The 18,508-nt window shown below is 70.1% G+C and carries 23 protein-coding genes; 4 read left to right on the top strand and 19 right to left on the bottom strand.

Translation table 11 applies throughout. From position 1 onward, the window contains the following. Positions 1-2 precede the first annotated feature (2 nt). The 12 genes from OG984_RS04145 to OG984_RS04090 form a co-directional block, all read right to left on the bottom strand. Positions 3-1,613, bottom strand: coding sequence for an ABC-F family ATP-binding cassette domain-containing protein (locus tag OG984_RS04145; protein ID WP_328530384.1), 1,611 nt, complete (start codon positions 1,611-1,613; stop codon positions 3-5). 141 nt (positions 1,614-1,754) lie between these two features. After that, on the bottom strand, positions 1,755-2,105 hold the full coding sequence (locus OG984_RS04140; RefSeq protein ID WP_328530383.1) for a DUF2200 domain-containing protein: 351 nt from the start codon (positions 2,103-2,105) through the stop codon (positions 1,755-1,757). 31 nt (positions 2,106-2,136) lie between these two features. Next, on the bottom strand, positions 2,137-2,655 hold the full coding sequence (locus OG984_RS04135) for a TrmH family RNA methyltransferase (RefSeq protein WP_328530382.1): 519 nt from the start codon (positions 2,653-2,655) through the stop codon (positions 2,137-2,139). A gap of 148 nt (positions 2,656-2,803) precedes the next feature. Beyond that, positions 2,804-3,565, bottom strand: a complete 762-nt coding sequence (locus tag OG984_RS04130) for a methyltransferase domain-containing protein (RefSeq protein ID WP_328530381.1) — start codon at positions 3,563-3,565, stop codon at positions 2,804-2,806. Between the two features lie 128 nt (positions 3,566-3,693). Continuing rightward, positions 3,694-4,980, bottom strand: a complete 1,287-nt coding sequence (locus tag OG984_RS04125; RefSeq protein ID WP_328530380.1) for a dihydroorotase — start codon at positions 4,978-4,980, stop codon at positions 3,694-3,696. Next, positions 4,977-5,918, bottom strand: a complete 942-nt coding sequence (locus tag OG984_RS04120; RefSeq protein ID WP_328530379.1) for an aspartate carbamoyltransferase catalytic subunit — start codon at positions 5,916-5,918, stop codon at positions 4,977-4,979. Before OG984_RS04120 ends, OG984_RS04125 begins: the two co-directional genes overlap by 4 nt. After that, a complete protein-coding gene (gene pyrR, locus OG984_RS04115) occupies positions 5,915-6,523 on the bottom strand; it encodes a bifunctional pyr operon transcriptional regulator/uracil phosphoribosyltransferase PyrR (protein WP_328530378.1) in 609 nt (202 codons plus the stop codon). The genes OG984_RS04120 and pyrR overlap by 4 nt, the downstream gene beginning before the upstream one ends. A gap of 62 nt (positions 6,524-6,585) precedes the next feature. Beyond that, positions 6,586-7,596, bottom strand: coding sequence for an NADPH:quinone reductase (locus OG984_RS04110; RefSeq protein ID WP_328530377.1), 1,011 nt, complete (start codon positions 7,594-7,596; stop codon positions 6,586-6,588). A gap of 24 nt (positions 7,597-7,620) precedes the next feature. After that, on the bottom strand, positions 7,621-8,823 hold the full coding sequence (locus tag OG984_RS04105) for a hypothetical protein (RefSeq protein ID WP_328530376.1): 1,203 nt from the start codon (positions 8,821-8,823) through the stop codon (positions 7,621-7,623). A gap of 174 nt (positions 8,824-8,997) precedes the next feature. Further along, positions 8,998-9,411 (bottom strand): transcription antitermination factor NusB, encoded by a 414-nt coding sequence (gene nusB, locus OG984_RS04100; RefSeq protein ID WP_328530375.1) that lies wholly within the window; start codon positions 9,409-9,411, stop codon positions 8,998-9,000. A gap of 3 nt (positions 9,412-9,414) precedes the next feature. Continuing rightward, a complete protein-coding gene (efp, locus tag OG984_RS04095) occupies positions 9,415-9,981 on the bottom strand; it encodes an elongation factor P (protein WP_008356794.1) in 567 nt (188 codons plus the stop codon). A 120-nt stretch (positions 9,982-10,101) separates the two neighbouring features. Then, a complete protein-coding gene (locus OG984_RS04090; protein ID WP_328530374.1) occupies positions 10,102-10,566 on the bottom strand; it encodes a type II 3-dehydroquinate dehydratase in 465 nt (154 codons plus the stop codon). A gap of 62 nt (positions 10,567-10,628) precedes the next feature. Here OG984_RS04090 and OG984_RS04085 point away from each other — a divergent pair, with 62 nt between their 5' ends. The 4 genes from OG984_RS04085 (at position 10,629) to OG984_RS04070 (ending at position 13,414) form a co-directional block, all read left to right on the top strand. After that, entirely contained in the window at positions 10,629-11,234 is a 606-nt protein-coding gene (locus OG984_RS04085; RefSeq protein WP_328530373.1) for a TetR/AcrR family transcriptional regulator, read from the top strand. Between the two features lie 48 nt (positions 11,235-11,282). Further along, positions 11,283-12,440 (top strand): acyl-CoA dehydrogenase family protein, encoded by a 1,158-nt coding sequence (locus tag OG984_RS04080; RefSeq protein ID WP_328530372.1) that lies wholly within the window; start codon positions 11,283-11,285, stop codon positions 12,438-12,440. A gap of 75 nt (positions 12,441-12,515) precedes the next feature. Further along, complete coding sequence (locus OG984_RS04075; protein ID WP_328530371.1) at positions 12,516-12,905, top strand: AraC family transcriptional regulator; 390 nt, start codon at positions 12,516-12,518, stop codon at positions 12,903-12,905. A 47-nt stretch (positions 12,906-12,952) separates the two neighbouring features. Continuing rightward, entirely contained in the window at positions 12,953-13,414 is a 462-nt protein-coding gene (locus tag OG984_RS04070) for a VOC family protein (protein WP_196873889.1), read from the top strand. A 10-nt stretch (positions 13,415-13,424) separates the two neighbouring features. Here the strand turns inward: OG984_RS04070 and OG984_RS04065 are convergent, their stop codons facing one another. From OG984_RS04065 to OG984_RS04035, 7 genes are read right to left on the bottom strand one after another with little or no spacing between them, the layout of a single operon-like run. Continuing rightward, the gene (locus tag OG984_RS04065) at positions 13,425-13,760 is read right to left on the bottom strand and encodes a HepT-like ribonuclease domain-containing protein (protein WP_328530370.1); all 336 of its coding nucleotides are present in this window, start codon (positions 13,758-13,760) and stop codon (positions 13,425-13,427) included. 10 nt (positions 13,761-13,770) lie between these two features. After that, a complete protein-coding gene (locus tag OG984_RS04060) occupies positions 13,771-14,076 on the bottom strand; it encodes a nucleotidyltransferase family protein (RefSeq protein WP_328530369.1) in 306 nt (101 codons plus the stop codon). A 53-nt stretch (positions 14,077-14,129) separates the two neighbouring features. Beyond that, a complete protein-coding gene (aroB, locus tag OG984_RS04055; RefSeq protein WP_328530368.1) occupies positions 14,130-15,227 on the bottom strand; it encodes a 3-dehydroquinate synthase in 1,098 nt (365 codons plus the stop codon). A gap of 2 nt (positions 15,228-15,229) precedes the next feature. Beyond that, positions 15,230-15,745, bottom strand: coding sequence for a shikimate kinase (locus tag OG984_RS04050; protein WP_328530367.1), 516 nt, complete (start codon positions 15,743-15,745; stop codon positions 15,230-15,232). Continuing rightward, a complete protein-coding gene (gene aroC / locus OG984_RS04045; RefSeq protein ID WP_328530366.1) occupies positions 15,745-16,923 on the bottom strand; it encodes a chorismate synthase in 1,179 nt (392 codons plus the stop codon). The genes OG984_RS04050 and aroC overlap by 1 nt, the downstream gene beginning before the upstream one ends. Before the next feature lie 45 nt (positions 16,924-16,968). Continuing rightward, positions 16,969-17,646, bottom strand: a complete 678-nt coding sequence (locus OG984_RS04040) for a prepilin peptidase (RefSeq protein ID WP_328530365.1) — start codon at positions 17,644-17,646, stop codon at positions 16,969-16,971. Beyond that, a complete protein-coding gene (locus OG984_RS04035; protein WP_328530364.1) occupies positions 17,643-18,479 on the bottom strand; it encodes a shikimate dehydrogenase in 837 nt (278 codons plus the stop codon). Before OG984_RS04035 ends, OG984_RS04040 begins: the two co-directional genes overlap by 4 nt. Positions 18,480-18,508: the final 29 nt, after the last annotated feature.

Genomic DNA, 18,508 nt, shown 5'->3' with positions numbered 1-18,508 from the left:
GTTCAGGGCACGAGGTGGTGCTCCGGGCCGACCCAGCGTCGGCGCAGCCACCGGTCGTGGGAGGCGACGACGACGGTGCCCGCTGTGACACCGATCGCCTCCTCCAGCTCGCCTGCCAGGGTGAGCGAGATGTGGTTGGTCGGCTCGTCGAGGAGCAAGAGGTCCGGACCGGTAGCGATCGCGATCGCCAGGTCCAGCCGGCGACGCTGCCCGACGCTCAGCGCACCGACGGGCCGGTTGAGGTCGCGCGGGTGGACCAGGCCGAGGTCGCGCAGCGGCACCTCGGTCGCCAGGACCTCCCCCACCGACTCGCGGTAGACGTCGGCGACCTTGCGGCGCAGGTCTCCGAACTGCGGGTCCTGGGTGAGCTCCTCGACGTGTCGTGCACTGACCTGGACGTCTCCCGAGGCGGGCTTCACCCGGCCGGAGATCACCCCGAGCAGCGTGGACTTGCCGCTGCCGTTGGGCCCGGTGATCAGCAGGTGCTCCCCCGCCGTGATGTCGAGGACCGGCAGGCTGAGCCGCTCCTCGACCACCAGGTCACGCACGACGACCATCCGCCCGCTCGCCCCGGCAGCCGACAGCGCGGCGTTGAGGCGCAACGGCGGAGGCGGCTTGCGTACCTGTGTCTCCTCGGCCTCCTCCAGCCGCCGGTTGGCGTCCTTCTTGCGGCGGGCGAGGGTGCGCTCGACGTTGCTGCCCTTGAACTTGTAGATGAACTTGTCGTTGTCGGTCGGGCCGCGGTTGTGGGCGATCGCGTCGTTGCCGATCTTCGTCGCCGTGCGCAGACGCTTGAGCTCCTCCTGCTGCTCGGCGTACGTCTGTTCCCACCGCTCGCGCGCAGCTTTCCGCGCCTCCTCGTAGTCGCTCCATCCGCCTCCGAAGAGCCGCCCGCCGGCACCGTCTGTGCCGAAGGCGGTCGGGTCGAGGTCGAAGAGCCCGGTGGCGACCTCGTCGAGGAAGACCCGGTCGTGGGAGGCCATCAGGACGACGCCGGGCAGATCGCGCAGAAACTCCCCCAGCACCGTGACCGCCTCGTCGTCGAGGTGATTGGTCGGCTCGTCGAGCAGCAGCGCGTCGGGCCGTCGCGTGATCGCGGTCGCCAGCGCCAGCCGAGTCCGCTGCCCGCCCGAGAGCGTGCTGATCGGACGATCGCGGTCCAGCCCGCTCAGACCGAGCCGCTCCGCGGCCAGGACGGCCCGGCGGTCGGCGTCCCACGCGTCGTGGGCGACAGCAAAGTCGAGGGCGCGCGCGTACGTCTCGGCGACCTCGGGGTCGTCGAGCCGATCGGCGAGGGTCTCGACCGTCGCGACGGCCTCGCGCAGAGGGCGCAGCGTGGTGGCGAGCACGTCCTCGATGCTCGCCTCGTCGCCGAACGGCGGCTCCTGCGGCAGCCAGACGAGGTCGTCCGGCGCCTCGAGCGTGCCTGTGCGTTGGGCGCTGGTGGGAAGCCGGCGTGCGATAGCGCGGAGCAGCGTGGACTTGCCGGCGCCGTTCTCCCCCACGAGAGCGATCCGCTCGCTCGGGGAGACGGTGAGGTCGATCCCGGTGAGAACGGAGCCGCTGCGGAAGGAGACGGAGAGGTCGCGGACGACGATGGGATTCATAGACATGAGAGCGCTGGCCTTCGGGTTCGAGGACGACCCGCCGGGCAGATGCCTCGGGCGCGGGTCGGAGGTCAGCGCGAGATCTTCATGATGGCAAAAGCCTACGCGGCGGACGCCTGCGCCGTCCAACCGATTAGCCGAACACGGCTAACCGCGCAGGATCTTCTCCATGGCCTTGCCCTTGGCCAGCTCGTCGACCAGCTTGTCGAGGTAGCGCACCTGGCGCATGACCGGGTCCTCGATGTCCTGGACCCGGACGCCACAGACGACGCCGGTGATCAGCTCCGAGGCCGGGTTGAGGTCGGCGGCGGCGAAGAACTCCGCGAAGCTCGTCTCCGCCTCGATGTGCTTGGCGATCGCCTCGTCGTCGAAGCCGGTCAGCCAGGTGATCACCTGGTGCAGCTCGGCCGTGGTGCGGCCCTTCCTCTCGACCTTCGTCACGTAGTGCGGGTAGACGGAGCCGAAGGGCATCTTGTAGACGCGCTCGAGGTTATCCACGCTGCCGACTTTAACTCCGTTGCCAGGGCTGTCACGACAGCCCGGCCAATCGATAGGCGACCAAGCTCCCGGCGACCGCAACGTTGAGACTCGCACCCCATCCGACCATCGGGATCTCGATGCACTCGTCGACCTCGGCGAGCACGTCGTCGGGCACCCCGTTGTGCTCATGGCCGAGCAATACCACCGTCGGCTGCCGCGCCGGCGTCAGCCGGGTGAGCGGAGTCGCACCATCCGCGAGCTCAACGGCCACGATCCGCTTGCCGACATCACGCTGCGCCACGATCCATGCCTCCTTGCTGGGCGCTACCCAGTGAACGCATGGCCGCCGTCCACGCAGCGTGTCGCCGACCTGGAGTGCATCGAGATAGTGCCTGGTGCGCGGCACCGCCAGACATGCTCCAATCGCGTCGCAGGTGCGAAGGAGAGTGCCGAGGTTCGCGTCGTACGCGACCCACAGCGGCGCGAGGACCAGATGGTCCCAGCAGGAATGGCGACCAGGTCGGCGCTTGGCCCGCAGCTCGCGTGGCTTGGTCTTGGCCCCGCTCATCGGCGCGAGGTGGTGGCTCCTGACACGTTCATCACAAGGGGCGCCTTTCAGCGGCGGCGCCGAGCCATCGACGTACGACTGTTCCTCGGTGAGGATAGACCCACTCCGGCATTCACCTGAAGGGAGTTTCTGAGGGCGCCGCCGTTGTTCAGTGCGGCCGCTCCGCGACGAGCTGGTACATCCCGGCGATACGTACGAACGGCTCCTGGTCGCACAGCTCGCGCTCGAGCTCGAGGAGGCGGTCGAAGTGGGCGGGGTCGTGCTTGGCGGCGTCGTCGGTGAGGAGGTCGTTGGCGATCCTGGTGCCGAACCGGCCGGTGAGCCGCAGGCCCGCGGCGGCGAGCTCGGCCTCGAGGTCGCCCATCGACACCTTTCGTACGTCATGGTCGAAGGTCACGGCACGCTTGGTGTCCGCGCGCAGCTCGGTCAGCGCGGCCTGCGGACCGCCCGTGACCAGCTGGCGCAGCACCATGCTCGCCGGGTTGGGGACCATCACCGAGAGCCGGCCGCCGGGGCGGACCGCAGCTGCCAGGCGGCGTACGTCTCCGGCGTCGGCGGGACGGTAGTGGAGCACGAAGTGGCACAGCACAAGGTCCCACTCGCCATCGGGGAGATCATCGACGCCACCGACGAGCGTGGTGAGCGAGGCACCGGCCTCCGCCGCCCGACGCTTCGCCTCGGCCAGCCACGACTCGGACGGGTCGAGGATGGTGACCTCGTGCCCGGCCAGGGCCAGCGGCAGCGCGTCCATCCCGTCGCCACCACCGACGTCCAGGATCCGGAGCCCCTCCCCCAGCTCCGCGCACTGGCGTCGCAGGATCTCCTCGACCACGGTGTAGCGGATCCGGCCCCACGGGGTTGCCGTGTAGGCGCGCCACTGCGCGAGCCTGTCGGAGAAGACGTCACTCATGACGGCAGACCCTACCCACTGCGTGGCCAAGCCGTCCGGCGGCACTTTCCCGCCATGGCGGGAAAGTGCCGTCCAGGAAGGAGCTCAGTCCCCGCATTTCCCCACCATGGCGGGGAAATGCCCCGCCCTCAGCCGAAGGTGCGTGCGCCGCGCAGCCACGTACCGACCACCTGGCCGGTGAGCTTGCGGTCGTGCCAGGGGTTGTTGCGGGAGAGCGAGAGCGAGCGGTCCCGGTCGACGACGTAGGTCGCGGCCGGGTCGACCAGGGTCAGGTTGGCCGGCTCGCCGACCTCGATCGGGCGGCCGTGGCCATCCAGACCGGCGATGCGGGCCGGGGCCGTGGACATCACCCGGGCGACGCCGGCCCAGTCCAGCAGCCCCGAGGAGACCATCACCGTGGAGACGACCGAGAGCGCCTCCTCGAGCCCGAGCATCCCGAAGGCGGCATCGACGAAGGCGTGCTCCTTGTCCTGGCGCGCGTGCGGGGCATGATCGGTGGCGACCGCGTCGATGGTGCCGTCGGCCAGCGCCGAGCGCAGTGCCTCGACGTCCTCGGCGGGACGCAGCGGCGGGTTGACCTTGAAGGTCGGGTCGTAGCCGGCGAGCAGGTCGGTGGTGAGCAGCAGGTGGTGCGGAGTGACCTCGGCGGTGACCGCCCAACTGCCGTCCTTCTCGGCCTGGGCCTTCGCCCAGCGCAGCACCTCGACGGTGCCGGCGGTAGAGGCGTGGGCGACGTGGACGCGCGAACCGGTGTGGCGGGCGAGCATCACGTCACGAGCGACGATGACCTCCTCGGCGACACCCGGCCAGCCAGGCAGACCGAGCCGGCCGGAGAGCTCGCCCTCGTGGCAGCAGGCCGAGCCGTAGGGGGCCAGCGACGGGTCCTGGGAGTGCTGGGAGATCACGCCGCCGAACGCCTTGACGTACTCCAGCGCCCGCCGCATCACCCGCGGGTCGGAGACACAGCGGCCGTCGTCGGAGAAGACCGTGACGCCGGCGCGCGACCGGTTCATCAACGCAAGCTCTGCCAGCTCCTCGCCGCCCAGGCCCTTCGTCACCGCACCGACCGGGAACACGTCGGCCAGCCCCGCCTCGCGGCCGAGCTCCCACACCGAGACCGCGGCCTCCGCGGTGTCGGTGACCGGGGAGGTGTTGGCCATCGCGAGCACGGCGGTGAAGCCGCCCGCAGCGGCCGCGGCGGCACCGGAGGCGACCGTCTCGGCGTCCTCGCGGCCAGGCTGACGCAGGTGGGTGTGCAGGTCCACCAGACCCGGGAGGAGGACGAGGCCCGAGGCGTCGACGACCTCGTCCGCGGTGGCGGAGACCGTGCCGACTTCCTGGATCACTCCCCCGTCGACGTACACATCGGTCGGCTCGGCCCCGAGGACGGAGGCACCCTTGATCAACAGGCTCATGCGGACTCCTCGCCGGCAAGCAGGTGGTAGAGGACGGACATCCGGATCGCGACCCCGGCCGAGACCTGGTCGAGGATCCGGGAGGAGGCGGCGTCGGCGGCCTCGGGAGAGATCTCCAGGCCACGGTTCATCGGGCCGGGGTGCAGGATCGGCACGCCTTCGCGCAGCATGCCGAGCCGCTGACGGGTGAGCCCGTAGCCGACGGTGTACTCCCTCGAGGTCGGGAAGTAGCCGCCGCTCATCCGCTCCCGCTGGACGCGCAGCATCATCACCGCGTCGACCTCGGGCAGCACGTCGTCCAGCGAGTAGGAGGTCGCGAAGCCGTCGGCCTTGGCCCACTCGCCGATACCCGACGGCATCAGCGTGGGCGGCGCGACCGCGACGACGGAGGCACCGAGCTTGCTCAGCGACTTCACGTTGGACCGGAACACCCGAGAGTGGGTCAGGTCGCCGACGATCGCGATCCGCTTGCCCTCCAGCGATCCGGGACCGCCGAGCTGGCGCTGCAGCGTATAGCCGTCGAGCAGGGCCTGGGTCGGGTGCTCGTGCATCCCGTCACCGGCGTTGATCACGGGGATGTCGAGCCAGCCGGCGACCTGGTGGGCCGCACCGGAGGCCGAGTGACGCATCACCAGGCCGTCGACGCCCATCGCGGTCACGGTCAGCACGGTGTCGCGCAGCGACTCGCCCTTCGAGGCCGAGGAGCCCTTCGCCGACAGGTTGATGACGTCGGCCGAGAGCCACTTCCCGGCGATCTCGAAGGAGGACCGGGTGCGGGTCGAGTCCTCGAAGAAGAGATTGATCACGGTGCGTCCGCGCAGCGCCGGGAGCTTCTTGACCTCACGTTTCTGGACGTCGTGCATCTCCGCGGCAGTCGCGAAGAGCTGCTGGATCTCCTCGGCACTCACGTCGTCGATGGACAGCAGATGGCGCGTCATGCGGGCACTCCTTCCAGCTCCACGATGCGTACCTCGTCGATGCCGTCGGTCTCCTCCAGGCGCAGGCCGACCCGCTCGGAGCGCGCCGTCGGGAGGTTCTTGCCGACGTGGTCGGCCCGGATCGGCAGCTGTCGATGGCCGCGGTCGACCAGAACAGCCAGGCGTACGACGGCGGGGCGGCCGTAGTCGGCCAGCGCGTCGAGCGCGGCGCGGACGGTGCGGCCCGAGAAGAGCACGTCGTCGACCAGCACCACGGTCTTCCCGTCGATGCCGCCGGGCGGGATCTCGGTGTGGTGCGGCGCCCGGGTGGGGTGGGTGCGGAGGTCGTCGCGGTACATCGTCACGTCGAGCGCACCATGGGCGACCGGATGTCCCTCGGCCGCCTCGATCCGTGTGGCGATCCGCTTGGCCAGCGGCACCCCGCGGGTGTGCAGGCCGAGCAGCACCAGGTCCTCGGCGTCGCGGTTGCGCTCCAGGATCTCGTGGGAGATCCGGGTCAGCGCCCGGGAGATGTCACGGGAGTCGAGCACGACACGGCCTTCGGCCGACGGCTCTGGAAGAGGCTGTGCGGAATGATTCCGCTCGCTGCGCTCGGGAACAGACAAGGTTGTGGTCTCCTTCTCCGCCTCACGGGACGGCTCGTTAAAGGATCGGGCCAACCTTATCCTCACTCCAGGTCGATCAACACTTTCCCGACGGCACCGGCCTCGACCGCATCGTGGGCGGCAGCGGTCTCCTCGAGCCGGTAGTGATGCAGAGGTACGCCGGCCTCCTGACCCACACGCAGCGCCCCCGCCGCCACGGCGGCGGTGACGTCCTCGGCCGCGGCCTCGAGCTGCACGTCCTCGATGCCGTAGAGCTGGATGAACTGGTAGCGCAGGTTGAGCGAGAAGGTGGCCCGCACCGGCAGCGTGAGCTCGTCGCCGCCGTTGTTGGCGTAGATGGCGATGGTGCCGCGCTTGGCGACGACCGCGCGGTCGAGGTCGTTGTTGTCCGCCGGAGCGACCTCGACGATCTGGTCGACGCCGTCGGGCGCGATCTCGCGGATCTCCGTGGCCGGGTCGCCCTCACGGTAGTTGACGATGTGGTGCGCCCCGGCGGCCTTCGCCAGCGCCGCCTTCTCCGGGGAGCTGACGGTGGTGATCACCGTCGCGCCCGCCCACACGGCCAGCTGGATCGCGGCGTTGCCGACCGCTCCGGCACCACCGTGGACCAGGATGGTGAGGCCCTCGAACGAGCCCGGCGCCACCCGCTCCACCGCCCCGCAGGTGAGCGCCCGGTGGGCGGTCATCGCCGGGACCCCGAGCGAGGCGCCGAGGTCGTAGGAGGCGCCTGCAGGCAGCTCGACGGCCTTGTGGGCCGGGACGGTGACGTACTCCGCCGCGGTCCCCCAGGCCTGGCCGTGCTGGACCATGAAGAGCCAGACCTGCTGACCGACGACGTGGGTGCCGACCCCCTCGCCGATCTCCTCGATCACGCCGGCGCCGTCCTGGCCCGGCGTCGCCTCGGGAGTCGTGAGGGTGGCGCTGACGCCGGCGCGTACCTTCCAGTCGGTGGGGTTGACGCCCGCCCGCACCAGCCTGACCAGGACCTCACCGGGGCCGGGCTTCGGCACCGGCCGCTCGGTCAGACGCATGGCGGAGGACGGACCGTTCTCGGAGTAGACGACAGCGCGCATGACTCCGACGTTAGCGGTCAGGGACTACAACGCGTGCGCCATCCCAGCGCAGGCCTTCAGCCACGACATCCTGGTCTCCTCCGAGAGCTGGGAGTACTGCACCGTGGAGCCCGCCACGAGCACCGGGTCGAACGGGACCCGGTAGACCCCGCGGGTGCGCTGCTGGTAGACCTCGGTGAGGTCGCGAGCCAGGTTGTTGTCGACCTTCGGGGACGGGTCGGAAAGCACCGTGATCGTCTTCAGCTTCAGGTCGGCGTAGCCGGACTCCTGGAGCGCGTCGAGCATCCACAGGCCGCTGTAGCCGGTGTCCTCACGCACCGTCGAGGTCACCACCAGCAGGTCGGCGGTGTCGGCGGCGGCCAGCCAGTTCTCGGCGCGCATGTTGTTGCCGGTGTCGACCAGGATGACCTTGTAGAAGCGCTCCAGCAGCTGATGCACCTGCGCGAAGTCGTCGGCGTGGATCTGGCCGGTGACGTCGGGGCGCTCGTCGGAGGCGAGCACGTCGAAATGGGCGTCGCCCTGGGAGCGCACGAAGGCACCCAGGTCACCGATGCGGGACTGGTAGACGTTGTTGAACGCGGCCAGGTTGTCGAGCAGCTCACGGGTGGTGTTGCGGTGGGTGCTGCGCATGCCGCGGATACCGAGGGTGCCCCGGGTCTCGTTGTTGTCCCAGGCCACGATCCCCCCGCCGCGTACGGTGCCGAAGGTGTAGCCCGCGGCGAGCACGCCGGTGGTCTTGGCGGCGCCGCCCTTGGGGTTGATGAAGACGATGGTGCGCGGACCGTCGAAGTCGCGCTGGATCATCGCCCGGTCCTGCTCGTAGGCGACCTCCGCGGGGCCCATCTTCGGGCTGATCAGCCCGCCGGACATCTTGCGGATCGCGCCTCGCCAGCCCCAGGTCGCGGGGCCGAACCCGGCCGACTCGGCGCGCCGGTCGAGGAAGTCGGTCGCGCTGGGGACCTCCTGGCCGTGGACCGCCGGGGGCGGCGGCGCGACCGCGGCCGCCGGTGCGGGCGCCGGCGGGGCGGGGTTCGTGGTGACCTGTGGGTTGGTGATGCGAGTCGCCTCCTGACTCGGGTCGGGCTGAGGATAGGGCTGGGCCGGCCTCGCGGGCTGGAGCGGCTGTCCCGCCGAGCTCGGCGGAGGCGGGGTCACCCAGTGTGAGGGTGTTCCGGCCGGCCGGGTGCGCGAGTCCGGCTCGTCGTAGGGGTTGTTCTCCTGCGTCATGCGCTCTCCGAATACGGGTGCTGGGTTACGGCCTCCATCTCAGCCTTGGGTCCAAACATACGGTCCCGACCGAAGCAATCGTCGATAACCGGAAAACACACGCGTCGTGCCGCACCCTGAAATGACATGACGCCTGCCCGGAACGGTCCGGGACAGGCGTACGTCACGTGCTGATCAGGCCTTGGCGAGGTCCTTCGCGACCGCGGCGAGCACTCCGTTGACGAACGACGGCGAGTCGTCGGTGGACAGCTCGGTCACCAGCGCGGTCGCCTCGCTGATCGCGACCTCGGAGGCGACATCGCCGTCGAGGAGCTCCCAGACGCCGATACGGAGCACGTTGCGGTCGACCGCGGGCATCCGAGCCAGCGTCCAGTCCTTCGCGAACGCGGCGATCAGGGCGTCGATCCGCTCGGCCTCGGCGACCACGCCACGGACGATCTTGACCGTGAACGGGTTGTTGGGCACCTCGCCCTCCCGGATCTGCTGGTCGAGCAGATCACCGGCGGAGAGACCGCGGGCCTCGGCGGCGAAGAGCAGGTCGAGAGCCCGCTTGCGGGCCTTGGTGCGGGCGGTGGCGACGTGAGCCACAGGTCAGCCCTTGACGCGGGAGAGGTAGGAACCGCCCTCGCGGGTGTCGACCTTGATCTTCTCGCCCTGCTCGATGAAGAGCGGCACCTGGATCTCGGCGCCGGTCTCCAGGGTGGCGGGCTTGGTGCGGCCGGTGGCCGAGTCACCCATGACGCCGGGCTCGGTGTAGGAGATCACGAGCTCGACCGACGGCGGGAGCTCGACGAAGAGCACGCGACCCTCGTTGGTGGCCAGGATGACCTCCTGGTTCTCCAGGAGGAAGCCGGCACCGTCGCCGACGATCTCCGGGCCCACCTCGACCTGGTCGAAGTCGGCGACGTCCATGAAGACGAAGTTGGAGCCGTCGTTGTAGAGGTACTGGAACGTGCGGCGGTCGACCGTGGCGGTCTCGACCTTGGTGCCGGCGTTGAAGGTCTTGTCGACGTTCTTGCCCGACTCGACGTTCTTCAGCTTGGTGCGGACGAAGGCCGGACCCTTACCGGGCTTCACGTGCTGGAACTCGACCACCTGCCAGAGCTGGCCCTCGATCTTCAGCACCATGCCGTTCTTGAGGTCGTTCGTCGTCGCCATAACCGTCCGTCAGCCTTCGTCTCTGTCGTCCTGCGGCATCGCAGGCACCGTTGTCAATGTTCAGGGGCCACCAGGGCCACAGAGAATCCTAGTCAACGAGACGTACGCCGACCCAATCCGTCATGCCTGCCCGAGTTTCCCGGCGACGACCTCGAGGGCCTCGCGGTAGCCGTCGATGCCCTTGCCCGCCACGACCGCGGTCGCATGGGGGGTGACGACGCTGGTGTGCCGGAAGACCTCGGGCCGCTCCAGAGGCTCGGAGATGTGCACCTCGATCAAGGGGGCGGTCAGCTGCGCGCAGGCGTCGTAGATGGCGTAGGAGTAATGGGTCCAGGCGGCGGCGTTGAGCACGACCGGGATGTCCTTGTCAGCGGCGGCGTTGAGCCAGTCGACCATGTCGCCCTCATGGTTGGTCTGACGTACGTCCACGGCGAAGCCGAGCGCGTGGCCCCAGTCGACGCACATCGCGGCGAGCTCGTCGTGGGTGGTGTGCCCGTAGATCTCGGGCTGACGCTTCCCGAGACGTCCGAGGTTGGGGCCGTTGAGGACCAGGACTTGCTTCAAAGCATTGCTCACGAGCAACATCCTCGCATTGTTTTCCCGAGCCGAATCTAAGCGCTCACTTACCTTTATGCCAGACTGTTGGCATGAGCGACGTACGCACCAGCACCCAGGCCCGCGGCGACCGCAGCCGCGCCCGTCTGCTCGACGCGGCCGTCCAGGCCTTCTCCGCCAAGGGGTTCCACGGCACCAGCACCCGTGACATCGCCACGGCGGCCGGCCTGAGTCCGGCGGCGGTCTACGTCCACCACCGCTCCAAGGAGGAGCTCCTGCACGCGATCGCGGTGCGTGGCCACGAGGTCATCCTCGAGGCGGTCACCGAGGCGACCCGAGCCGACGCCACGCCCGCCGAGCGGGTCGCCGCCGCCGTACGCACCTATGTCCTCTTCCACGCCCGCTCGCACACGATGGCCCGGGTCATCAACTACGAGCTCGCGGCGCTGACCGAGGAGCACTTCCGGGAGATCGCGGGCCTGCGCCGCGCCATCGACACCGTCATGCGCGAGGTCGTCGAGGAAGGCGTACGCAGCGGCGACTTCGACACGCCCGACCCCGCCAAGGCCGCCACCGCCCTGCTCTCGCTCGGCATCGACCTGGCGCGCTGGTACCGCGACGACGGCTCCTGGACGCCCGAGGCCCTCGCCGACTTCTACGCCGATCTGGCACTGCGCGCCGTCGGCGCCCGCCCCTGACTTCCGTTTCGACCCCGAGAAGAATGCACCCCGAGGAGTAAGCACCGTATGCGCCGCACCATCTACACCGAGGACCACCAGTCCTTCCGCGAGACCATCCGCTCGTTCATCGAGAAGGAGGTCACCCCCGTCTACGACGAGTGGTACGCGGCCGGGATCGTCCCCCACGACTTCTACCTCAAGCTCGGCGAGCTCGGGGTGTGGGGCATCCAGGTGCCCGAGGAGTACGGCGGCGCCGGGATCGAGTCGTTCAAGTACTCCGCCGTCATCACCGAGGAGCTCGCCCGCGCCGGCGTCTCCTTCGGCGGCTCGAGCACGCACGTCGGCCTCTGCCTGCCCTACCTCCTCAAGCTCGGCACGAAGGAGCAGATGGAGCGCTGGATGCCCGGCTTCGTCTCCGGCGAGGAGATGTGGGCGATCGCGATGACCGAGCCGGGCACCGGCTCGGACCTGGCCGGGATGACCACCAACGCCAAGCTCACCGAGGACGGCAAGCACTACGTCCTCAACGGCGCCAAGACCTTCATCACCGGCGGCGTCAACGCCGACCGGGTGATCGTCTGCGCCCGCACCGCGCCGGCCACCCCCGAGGACCGCCGCGGCGGGATCACCCTCCTCGCCGTGGACACGTCGCTGCCGGGTTATGAGGTCGGCCGCAAGCTCGACAAGCTCGGCCTCAAGGTCTCCGACACCGCCGAGCTCTCCTTCACCGACGTACAGGTCCCGGTCGAGGACGTCCTCGGCGAGGTCGGCAAGGGCTTCTCCTACCTCGGCCAGAACCTCCCGGTCGAGCGCCTCGGCATCGCCGTCGGCGCGTACGCCCAGGCCGCTGCCGCCGTCGAGTTCGCCAAGGCGTACGTCCACGACCGCAAGGTCTTCGGCACCGCCGTCGCCTCCTTCCAGAACACCAAGTTCGAGCTGGCCGCGTGCAAGGCCGAGGTCGACGCCGCCGAGGCCGTGGTCGACCGTGCGATCGAGGCCGAGGATGCCGGCACGCTGACCGCCGCCGAGGCCGCCTCGGCCAAGCTGTTCTGCACCGAGGTCGCCCACCGCGTCATCGACCGCTGCCTCCAGCTCCACGGCGGCTACGGCTACATGAACGAGTACCCCATCGCCCGCCTCTACGCCGACAACCGCGTCAACCGCATCTACGGCGGCACCTCCGAGGTCATGAAGCTCATCATCGCCAAGGACATGGGTCTGTGAGACCAGACCTGGCAGTCCTGGGGTCACCTGGTGACCTCAGGACTCCCAGGTCCGCCCGGCGCTAGGCTCGGGCACATGACGCCTCGCGAGGACGAGAACCGCCGCCTGCTGCGGGCCCGCGACGTGATGGACCGGCACTACGCCGAGCGGCTCGACGTCGCGGCGGTGGCCCGGGTCGCGCATGTCTCCCCCGCGCACTTCAGCCGCCGGTTCAAGGGCGTCTTCGGGGAGACGCCCCACCGCTACCTGCAGCGGCGCCGGATCGAGCGCTCGATGGCGTTGCTCCGCGACACCGCGACGCCGGTCACGGATGTCGCGCTCACGGTCGGCTTCACGAGCCTCGGCACCTTCAGCCGTACGTTCCGCGACATCGTCGGCACCTCCCCGAGCGGCTACCGGGCCAGGGCCCACAGCCCCGCCGTGCCCGGGTGCGTCGCCCGTGCCTGGATGCGGCCGGCGAGCTGAGCAGTTTCGGAGAAGCGCCCGGCACCGAAGCGCCGCAGACTGGTCGCATGCTGACCAACATCAACATCACCGGAATCTACGTGCTCGACCAGGACGAGGCGCTCGACTTCTACGTCGGCAAGCTCGGCCTCGAGGTCGGGAGCGACGTCGACATGGGCTTCATGCGCTGGCTCACCGTCCATCTACCCGGCGACCCCGACCACCAGCTGCTGCTCGAGGTGCCGGGCCGCTCCCCCGCTCACAGCGCCGAGACCGCGGCCCAGCTGCGCGACCTGGTCACCAAGGGCGCGATGGGTGCGGTGGTCATCTTCAACACCGACGACTGCGAGAAGCTCTACGAGGAGCTCTCCGCCAAGGGCGTCGAGTTCACCGACAAGCCGACCAAGCAGCCCTACGGCATCGACTGCGCCTTCCGCGACCCCTTCGGCAACCACATCCGCGCCACGCAGCGCGTCGAGGGTCCCGTCGAGGTCACCGACGAGGACATCGCCCGCTGGTCGGGAGCCTGAGATCCAGCGATCAGGGTACCGGAGGCCCGGCCTCGGCCAACAAGGCCTCAACGGCTTGGACCAGCGACTGCAGGTCGCCCGTAGCTGTTCGCCAGACGGTGAGGTCGTTGATCTCCGCGTACCCGTGGATCAGAACGTTGCGCATTCCGACGATCCTGTGCACATCCGGCACCCGCGCGGCGGTCTCAGGGTCTTCCTTCCGGAGGACGCTCATCGCCTCGCCGGCGATCTCGAACTGCCGCTCGACCCCAGAACGAAGCAGGATGTCGGCCGCATAGTCGTCCCACGTCTTCCCTGCGACGAATCCCTGGATGCGCGTCGTTGCCGTGAGCAGGTCCCAGAGCAACGCGGCTGCCCTAGGCTGCATAGACTTCCTGAGCGCTACTGAATGCCTGCGCGGCGAAGTAGGGATTCTCCACCGCATCAGACATCACCAGGTCGACCTTGCGCCCCACGATGGTCTCGAGCTCCTCGGTCAATGCCAAGTAGTTGCCGAGCAGATCGTGCACTTCTGGAAGGAAGTCGACGAAAAAGTCCAGATCGCTACTTTCCGGGTCGAAGTTCCCGGAGGCCGCTGACCCGAAGATACGCAACCGCGCGACACCTAGGCGCTCACAGGCGCGGGTAATCGCCTCGTAGTCCAATTCAGGTGCTGCGTCCATGCGCCCAGTGTCCCAGAAGATCGCACCGAACGGCATCAGCAGCGCGCCCGACGTCAGCCCCCGACGACCGCGTACGCCTCCCGCAGCTGCTCCTCGGTCGGCCCGGTGAGGATGCGGGGGTCGGCGATGTCGTGGAGGACGAGGAAGCGGAGGACGGAGCCGCGGGTCTTCTTGTCGACCCGCATGGCGCCGATGAGGTCGTCGAAGCCGGCCTCGACACCGAGCTCCTTGACGGTGGTCGGCAGGCCGACCTTCGCGAACGTCGGGGCGTGCCGGGCAGCGACGTCGTCGGAGAGGACACCGGCGAGGCGGGCGAGCTCGGCGGCGTAGACGCAGCCGACGGCGACCGCGTCACCGTGGCGGATCGAGAAGCCGGAGTGCTTCTCGAGCGCGTGGGCGAGGGTGTGGCCGTAGTTGAGGGTCTCGCGGCCGGGGTGGCCGTCGGCGCCGCCGGCCTCCTTCAGGTCGCCGGCGACGACCTCCGCCTTGACCCGGATCGCACGCTCGACCAGCTCGGCGAGAACGGGCGAGGAAGCGGTGATCTCGTCGGTCTCGTCGACCAGGCGCAGGATCTCCGGGTCGGCGATGAAGCCGCACTTGACGACCTCGCCGAGGCCGGCGATCAGGTCTTCTTCCGGCAGGGTGGCGAGCAGCGCGAGGTCGCACAGCACCCCGGCCGGCTCGTGGAACGCGCCGACGAGGTTCTTCCCGGCGGCGGTGTTGACGCCGGTCTTACCGCCTACCGCGGCGTCGACCATGGCGAGGACGGTGGTGGGCATGTGCACGACGCGTACGCCGCGCAGCCATCCGGCCGCGACCCAGCCGCCGAGGTCGGTGGTCGCGCCGCCACCGAAGGTGACGACGGCGTCGGAGCGGGTGAAGCCCCGCTCCCCCAGCGCCTCCCAGCAGTCGTTCGCGACCGCGACGGTCTTCTGGTCCTCACCGCTGGGCAGGCCGAGGCCGAGCACGTCGTAGTGCTTGAGCAGCTCCTCGAGCACCGGCTCGGCGTACTCGGCCAGCTCGGCGGCGTAGAGGAACGCCACCCGCTCGACGCTCTCGCCCAGCAGCCCCTGGAGCCGGCCGGCGAGGCCGGAGCCGATGACGACGTCGTACGCCGCGGCGCTCTCGACCCTGATGACGGTTCCGGTCACTTCTACTCCGTTGTGTTCAGCGCGGTCAGGGCGGTGGCCAGCTCGGTGGCGACGTCGTCGGCCGAGCGGCCGTCGGTGTCGACGACGATCGTGGCGACCGACTCGTAGATCGGTGCGCGCTCCTCCAGGAGCGCCTTGATGCGGCCGCGTACGTTGCCGAGCAGCAGCGGACGGCCCGAGCCGAGACCGACCCGCTTGACCGCATCCGCGACGCCGACCCGCAGGTAGACGACGGTGTGCTCCTTGAGCAGGATCCGGGTCTGCTCGGCCAGGACGGAGCCGCCGCCGAGGGAGACCACCCCGTCGTGCTCGGCGAGCGCCGCCGCGACGGCCTCGGCCTCGACCTCACGGAAGTGGGCCTCGCCCTCGTCGACGAAGATGTCCTGCACGCTCTTGCCGGCGGCAGCGGCGATGTCCTCGTCGGTGTCGCGCAGGGCCACCCCGAGACGAGTCGCGAGCAGCGCGCCGACGGTCGACTTCCCGGCGCCCATCGGGCCGACGAGCACGACAGCGGGCATCAGACGTACCTCAGGTTCGCGAGGTAGGACTCGGCGTTGCGCTTGGTCTCGGCGACGGAGTCGCCACCGAACTTCTCCAGCGCCGCCTCCGCCAGGACGAGCGCGACCATCGCCTCCGCGACGACGCCGGCGGCGGGCACCGCGCAGACGTCGGAGCGCTGGTGGTGCGCGACGGCCTCCTCGCCGGTGGCCACGTCGACGGTACGCAGCGCGCGCGGCACGGTCGCGATCGGCTTCATCGCAGCACGGACCCGCAGGACCTCGCCGGTGGACATGCCGCCCTCGGTGCCGCCCGAGCGCCCGGAGGCGCGGCGGATGCCGTCGGCGGACGGCACGATCTCGTCGTGGGCCTTCGAGCCCGGGGTCGCGGCGAGCTCGAACCCGTCGCCGACCTCGACGCCCTTGATCGCCTGGATGCCCATCAGCGCACCGGCCAGGCGGGCGTCGAGCCGCCGGTCCCAGTGCACGTGGGAGCCGAGACCCGGCGGCAGCCCGTGGACGACCACCTCGACGACGCCACCGAGGGTGTCGCCGTCCTTGTGGGCCTCGTCGATCCGGGCGACCATCTGCTTGGAGCCGTCCGGGTCGAGCACCCGCACCGGGTCCTCGTCGAGCCGGGAGACATCCTCGGGCGAGGGGACCTCGCGGCCCGGCGTACGGACGCCGCCGATCTCCAGGACGTGGGACACCAGGCGGACGCCGAGCGCCTGCTCGAGGAAGGCCGAGGCGACCGCGCCGAGGGCGACCCGGGCCGCGGTCTCGCGGGCCGAGGCGCGCTCCAAGATCGGGCGGGCGTCGTCGAAGTCGTACTTCTGCATCCCGACCAGGTCGGCGTGGCCGGGCCGCGGCCGGGTCAGCGGGGCATTGCGGGCCTGCCCGGCGAGCACGTCGGGATCGACCGGGTCGGCGGCCATCACGGTCTCCCACTTGGGCCACTCGGTGTTGCCGACCTCGATCGCGACCGGACCGCCTTGGCTCTCCCCGTGGCGTACGCCGCCGGTGATCCGCACCTGGTCCTTCTCGAACTTCATCCGGGCACCTCGGCCATAGCCGAGCCGGCGCCGCGCCAGGGCATCAGCGATGTCGTCAGAGGTGATCCGGACGTGGGCGGGCAGACCCTCCATCACGGCCGTCAGGGACGGACCATGGGACTCGCCCGCAGTGAGCCAACGCAACATGGGGTCAGTCTTTCATCCCCGCCACGCAACCCCGTGCACCCGGGCTCACAGCGAGACGGCGAAGACTCCGACGAGCATGCCCCAGATCATGAACGGCCCGTACGCCAGGGGCTCGCGCATCGCCGTGCGCGAGCGTCGCGCGACCGCACGCCCGATGCCCCAGAGACCGAAGATCGCCAGGCCGGCCCAGAGCCCGATCGCCAACTGGTCCCAGCCGAGGCGACCGAGGACCAAGCCGACCAGCGCCGCGAGCCGTACGTCGCCGAAGCCCATCGCGTGCGGCACGAGCCGCCACAGCAGCCAGAACGCCGAGCGGGCGATCACCAGCCCGGCGAGGGCGCCGAGAGCCGTCGCGGTGTCACGCGTCCAGAGCCACTCGGCGCCGAGCAGAGCGAGCCCGGCCGCGGTGGCCAGCAGGATCGGCACCTTCGGCAGCCGCTGGACGCGCCAGTCGACGTAGGCGAGCAGCACGCAGATCGGTGTGAGCGGCGCCAGCGCCACCATCAGCCGCGACGGATCGACCTGCCAGGCGAGCAGCCCGGCGACCGCGGCGGAGACGGCCACCGCGAGAGGCCGGAACGGTGGCCAGCCTGCGAGGGATGCGTACGAGACCTCGGGCGGGTCGTCGACCGGTTCGGGGAGTCGGCGAAGAAGTGCCGGCATGCCGAGAGCGAGCAGACCGGCGACGGCCGCACTCACCAGCACGACCGCCCCAGGACTCATGCCGGTGACAGCTCCGCGATCCCCAGCGCCTTCTCCCCCGCCGCCCGCATGGCTTCGAGCGGGGCGGGACGGCTGGTGAAGAGCTCGAACTGCAGCACCGCCTGGTGCACGAGCAGGTCCAGGCCGCTGACGGCCACACCGGGTGCGACGGAGAGCAGCGGCGAGGGCCACGGGTCGTAGACGACGTCGAAGACGACCGGCGTCGGGGCCCAGCGATCGATGAGCTCGGGGGTCAGTGCCTTCGCCGGGACCGTGGAGACGACCGCGTCGACACCGTCGACCGCCGAGTCCAGCGGCAGCACCGAGACCACGGGCTTGCTCCGGTGACGGGAGATCATCTCGATCGTCTCCCCCGCCGCCCCCGGGTTACGAGCCAGCAGCGTGATCCGGGAAGCGCCCAGCTCGGCGAGCGCGAGGCCGGTCGAGGCGGCCGTGGCGCCGGCACCCAGGACCGCACCGTGGGAGCAGGAGAAGCCGTCGCCGGCTCGCTCCCGGACCGCCGCGACCGCACCGGGCAGGTCGGTGTTGTCCCCCACCCAGCCGTGCGAGGAGCGGACCAGTGTGTTGACCGCCCCCACGAGCCGCGCCCGCGGCGAGACCGACCGCGCCAGCTCGAAGGCCTCCCGCTTGAGCGGCATCGTCACCGACAGCCCGCGCCACCTGCTCGGCGGCCAGTCACCACCGAGGTCGGCCACGTACTTCGCCAGGCCGCCGGCCTGCACCCGAGTGGAGGTGTAGGACCAGTCGGACATCTCCAGTTCGGCGTACGCCGCCTGATGGAGAGCCGGCGAGAGCGAGTGACCGATCGGATCACCCAGGACAGCGCACTTCACTCAGGTTTTCTCCTTGCAATCTTCTGAGG

The sequence above is a fragment of the Nocardioides sp. NBC_00368 genome, assembly GCF_036090055.1.
Lineage (GTDB): Bacteria > Actinomycetota > Actinomycetes > Propionibacteriales > Nocardioidaceae > Nocardioides.
The sequence above is the reverse complement of the archived record's forward strand: the minus strand, read 5'-3'. Positions and strand labels throughout refer to the sequence as shown.

Coding starts and splice junctions, on each gene's coding strand:
- OG984_RS04080 (WP_328530372.1), top strand. CDS start 11,283: ATGCGCCGCACCATCTACACCGAGGACCACCAGTCCTTCCGCGAGACC.
- OG984_RS04125 (WP_328530380.1), bottom strand. CDS start 4,980: ATGAGCCTGTTGATCAAGGGTGCCTCCGTCCTCGGGGCCGAGCCGACC.
- OG984_RS04075 (WP_328530371.1), top strand. CDS start 12,516: ATGACGCCTCGCGAGGACGAGAACCGCCGCCTGCTGCGGGCCCGCGAC.
- OG984_RS04105 (WP_328530376.1), bottom strand. CDS start 8,823: ATGACGCAGGAGAACAACCCCTACGACGAGCCGGACTCGCGCACCCGG.
- OG984_RS04145 (WP_328530384.1), bottom strand. CDS start 1,613: ATGTCTATGAATCCCATCGTCGTCCGCGACCTCTCCGTCTCCTTCCGC.
- OG984_RS04130 (WP_328530381.1), bottom strand. CDS start 3,565: ATGAGTGACGTCTTCTCCGACAGGCTCGCGCAGTGGCGCGCCTACACG.
- efp (WP_008356794.1), bottom strand. CDS start 9,981: ATGGCGACGACGAACGACCTCAAGAACGGCATGGTGCTGAAGATCGAG.
- OG984_RS04120 (WP_328530379.1), bottom strand. CDS start 5,918: ATGACGCGCCATCTGCTGTCCATCGACGACGTGAGTGCCGAGGAGATC.
- OG984_RS04060 (WP_328530369.1), bottom strand. CDS start 14,076: ATGGACGCAGCACCTGAATTGGACTACGAGGCGATTACCCGCGCCTGT.
- OG984_RS04085 (WP_328530373.1), top strand. CDS start 10,629: ATGAGCGACGTACGCACCAGCACCCAGGCCCGCGGCGACCGCAGCCGC.
- aroC (WP_328530366.1), bottom strand. CDS start 16,923: ATGTTGCGTTGGCTCACTGCGGGCGAGTCCCATGGTCCGTCCCTGACG.
- OG984_RS04110 (WP_328530377.1), bottom strand. CDS start 7,596: ATGCGCGCTGTCGTCTACTCCGAGAACGGTCCGTCCTCCGCCATGCGT.
- OG984_RS04050 (WP_328530367.1), bottom strand. CDS start 15,745: ATGCCCGCTGTCGTGCTCGTCGGCCCGATGGGCGCCGGGAAGTCGACC.
- OG984_RS04070 (WP_196873889.1), top strand. CDS start 12,953: ATGCTGACCAACATCAACATCACCGGAATCTACGTGCTCGACCAGGAC.
- OG984_RS04040 (WP_328530365.1), bottom strand. CDS start 17,646: ATGAGTCCTGGGGCGGTCGTGCTGGTGAGTGCGGCCGTCGCCGGTCTG.
- OG984_RS04135 (WP_328530382.1), bottom strand. CDS start 2,655: ATGAGCGGGGCCAAGACCAAGCCACGCGAGCTGCGGGCCAAGCGCCGA.
- OG984_RS04090 (WP_328530374.1), bottom strand. CDS start 10,566: ATGTTGCTCGTGAGCAATGCTTTGAAGCAAGTCCTGGTCCTCAACGGC.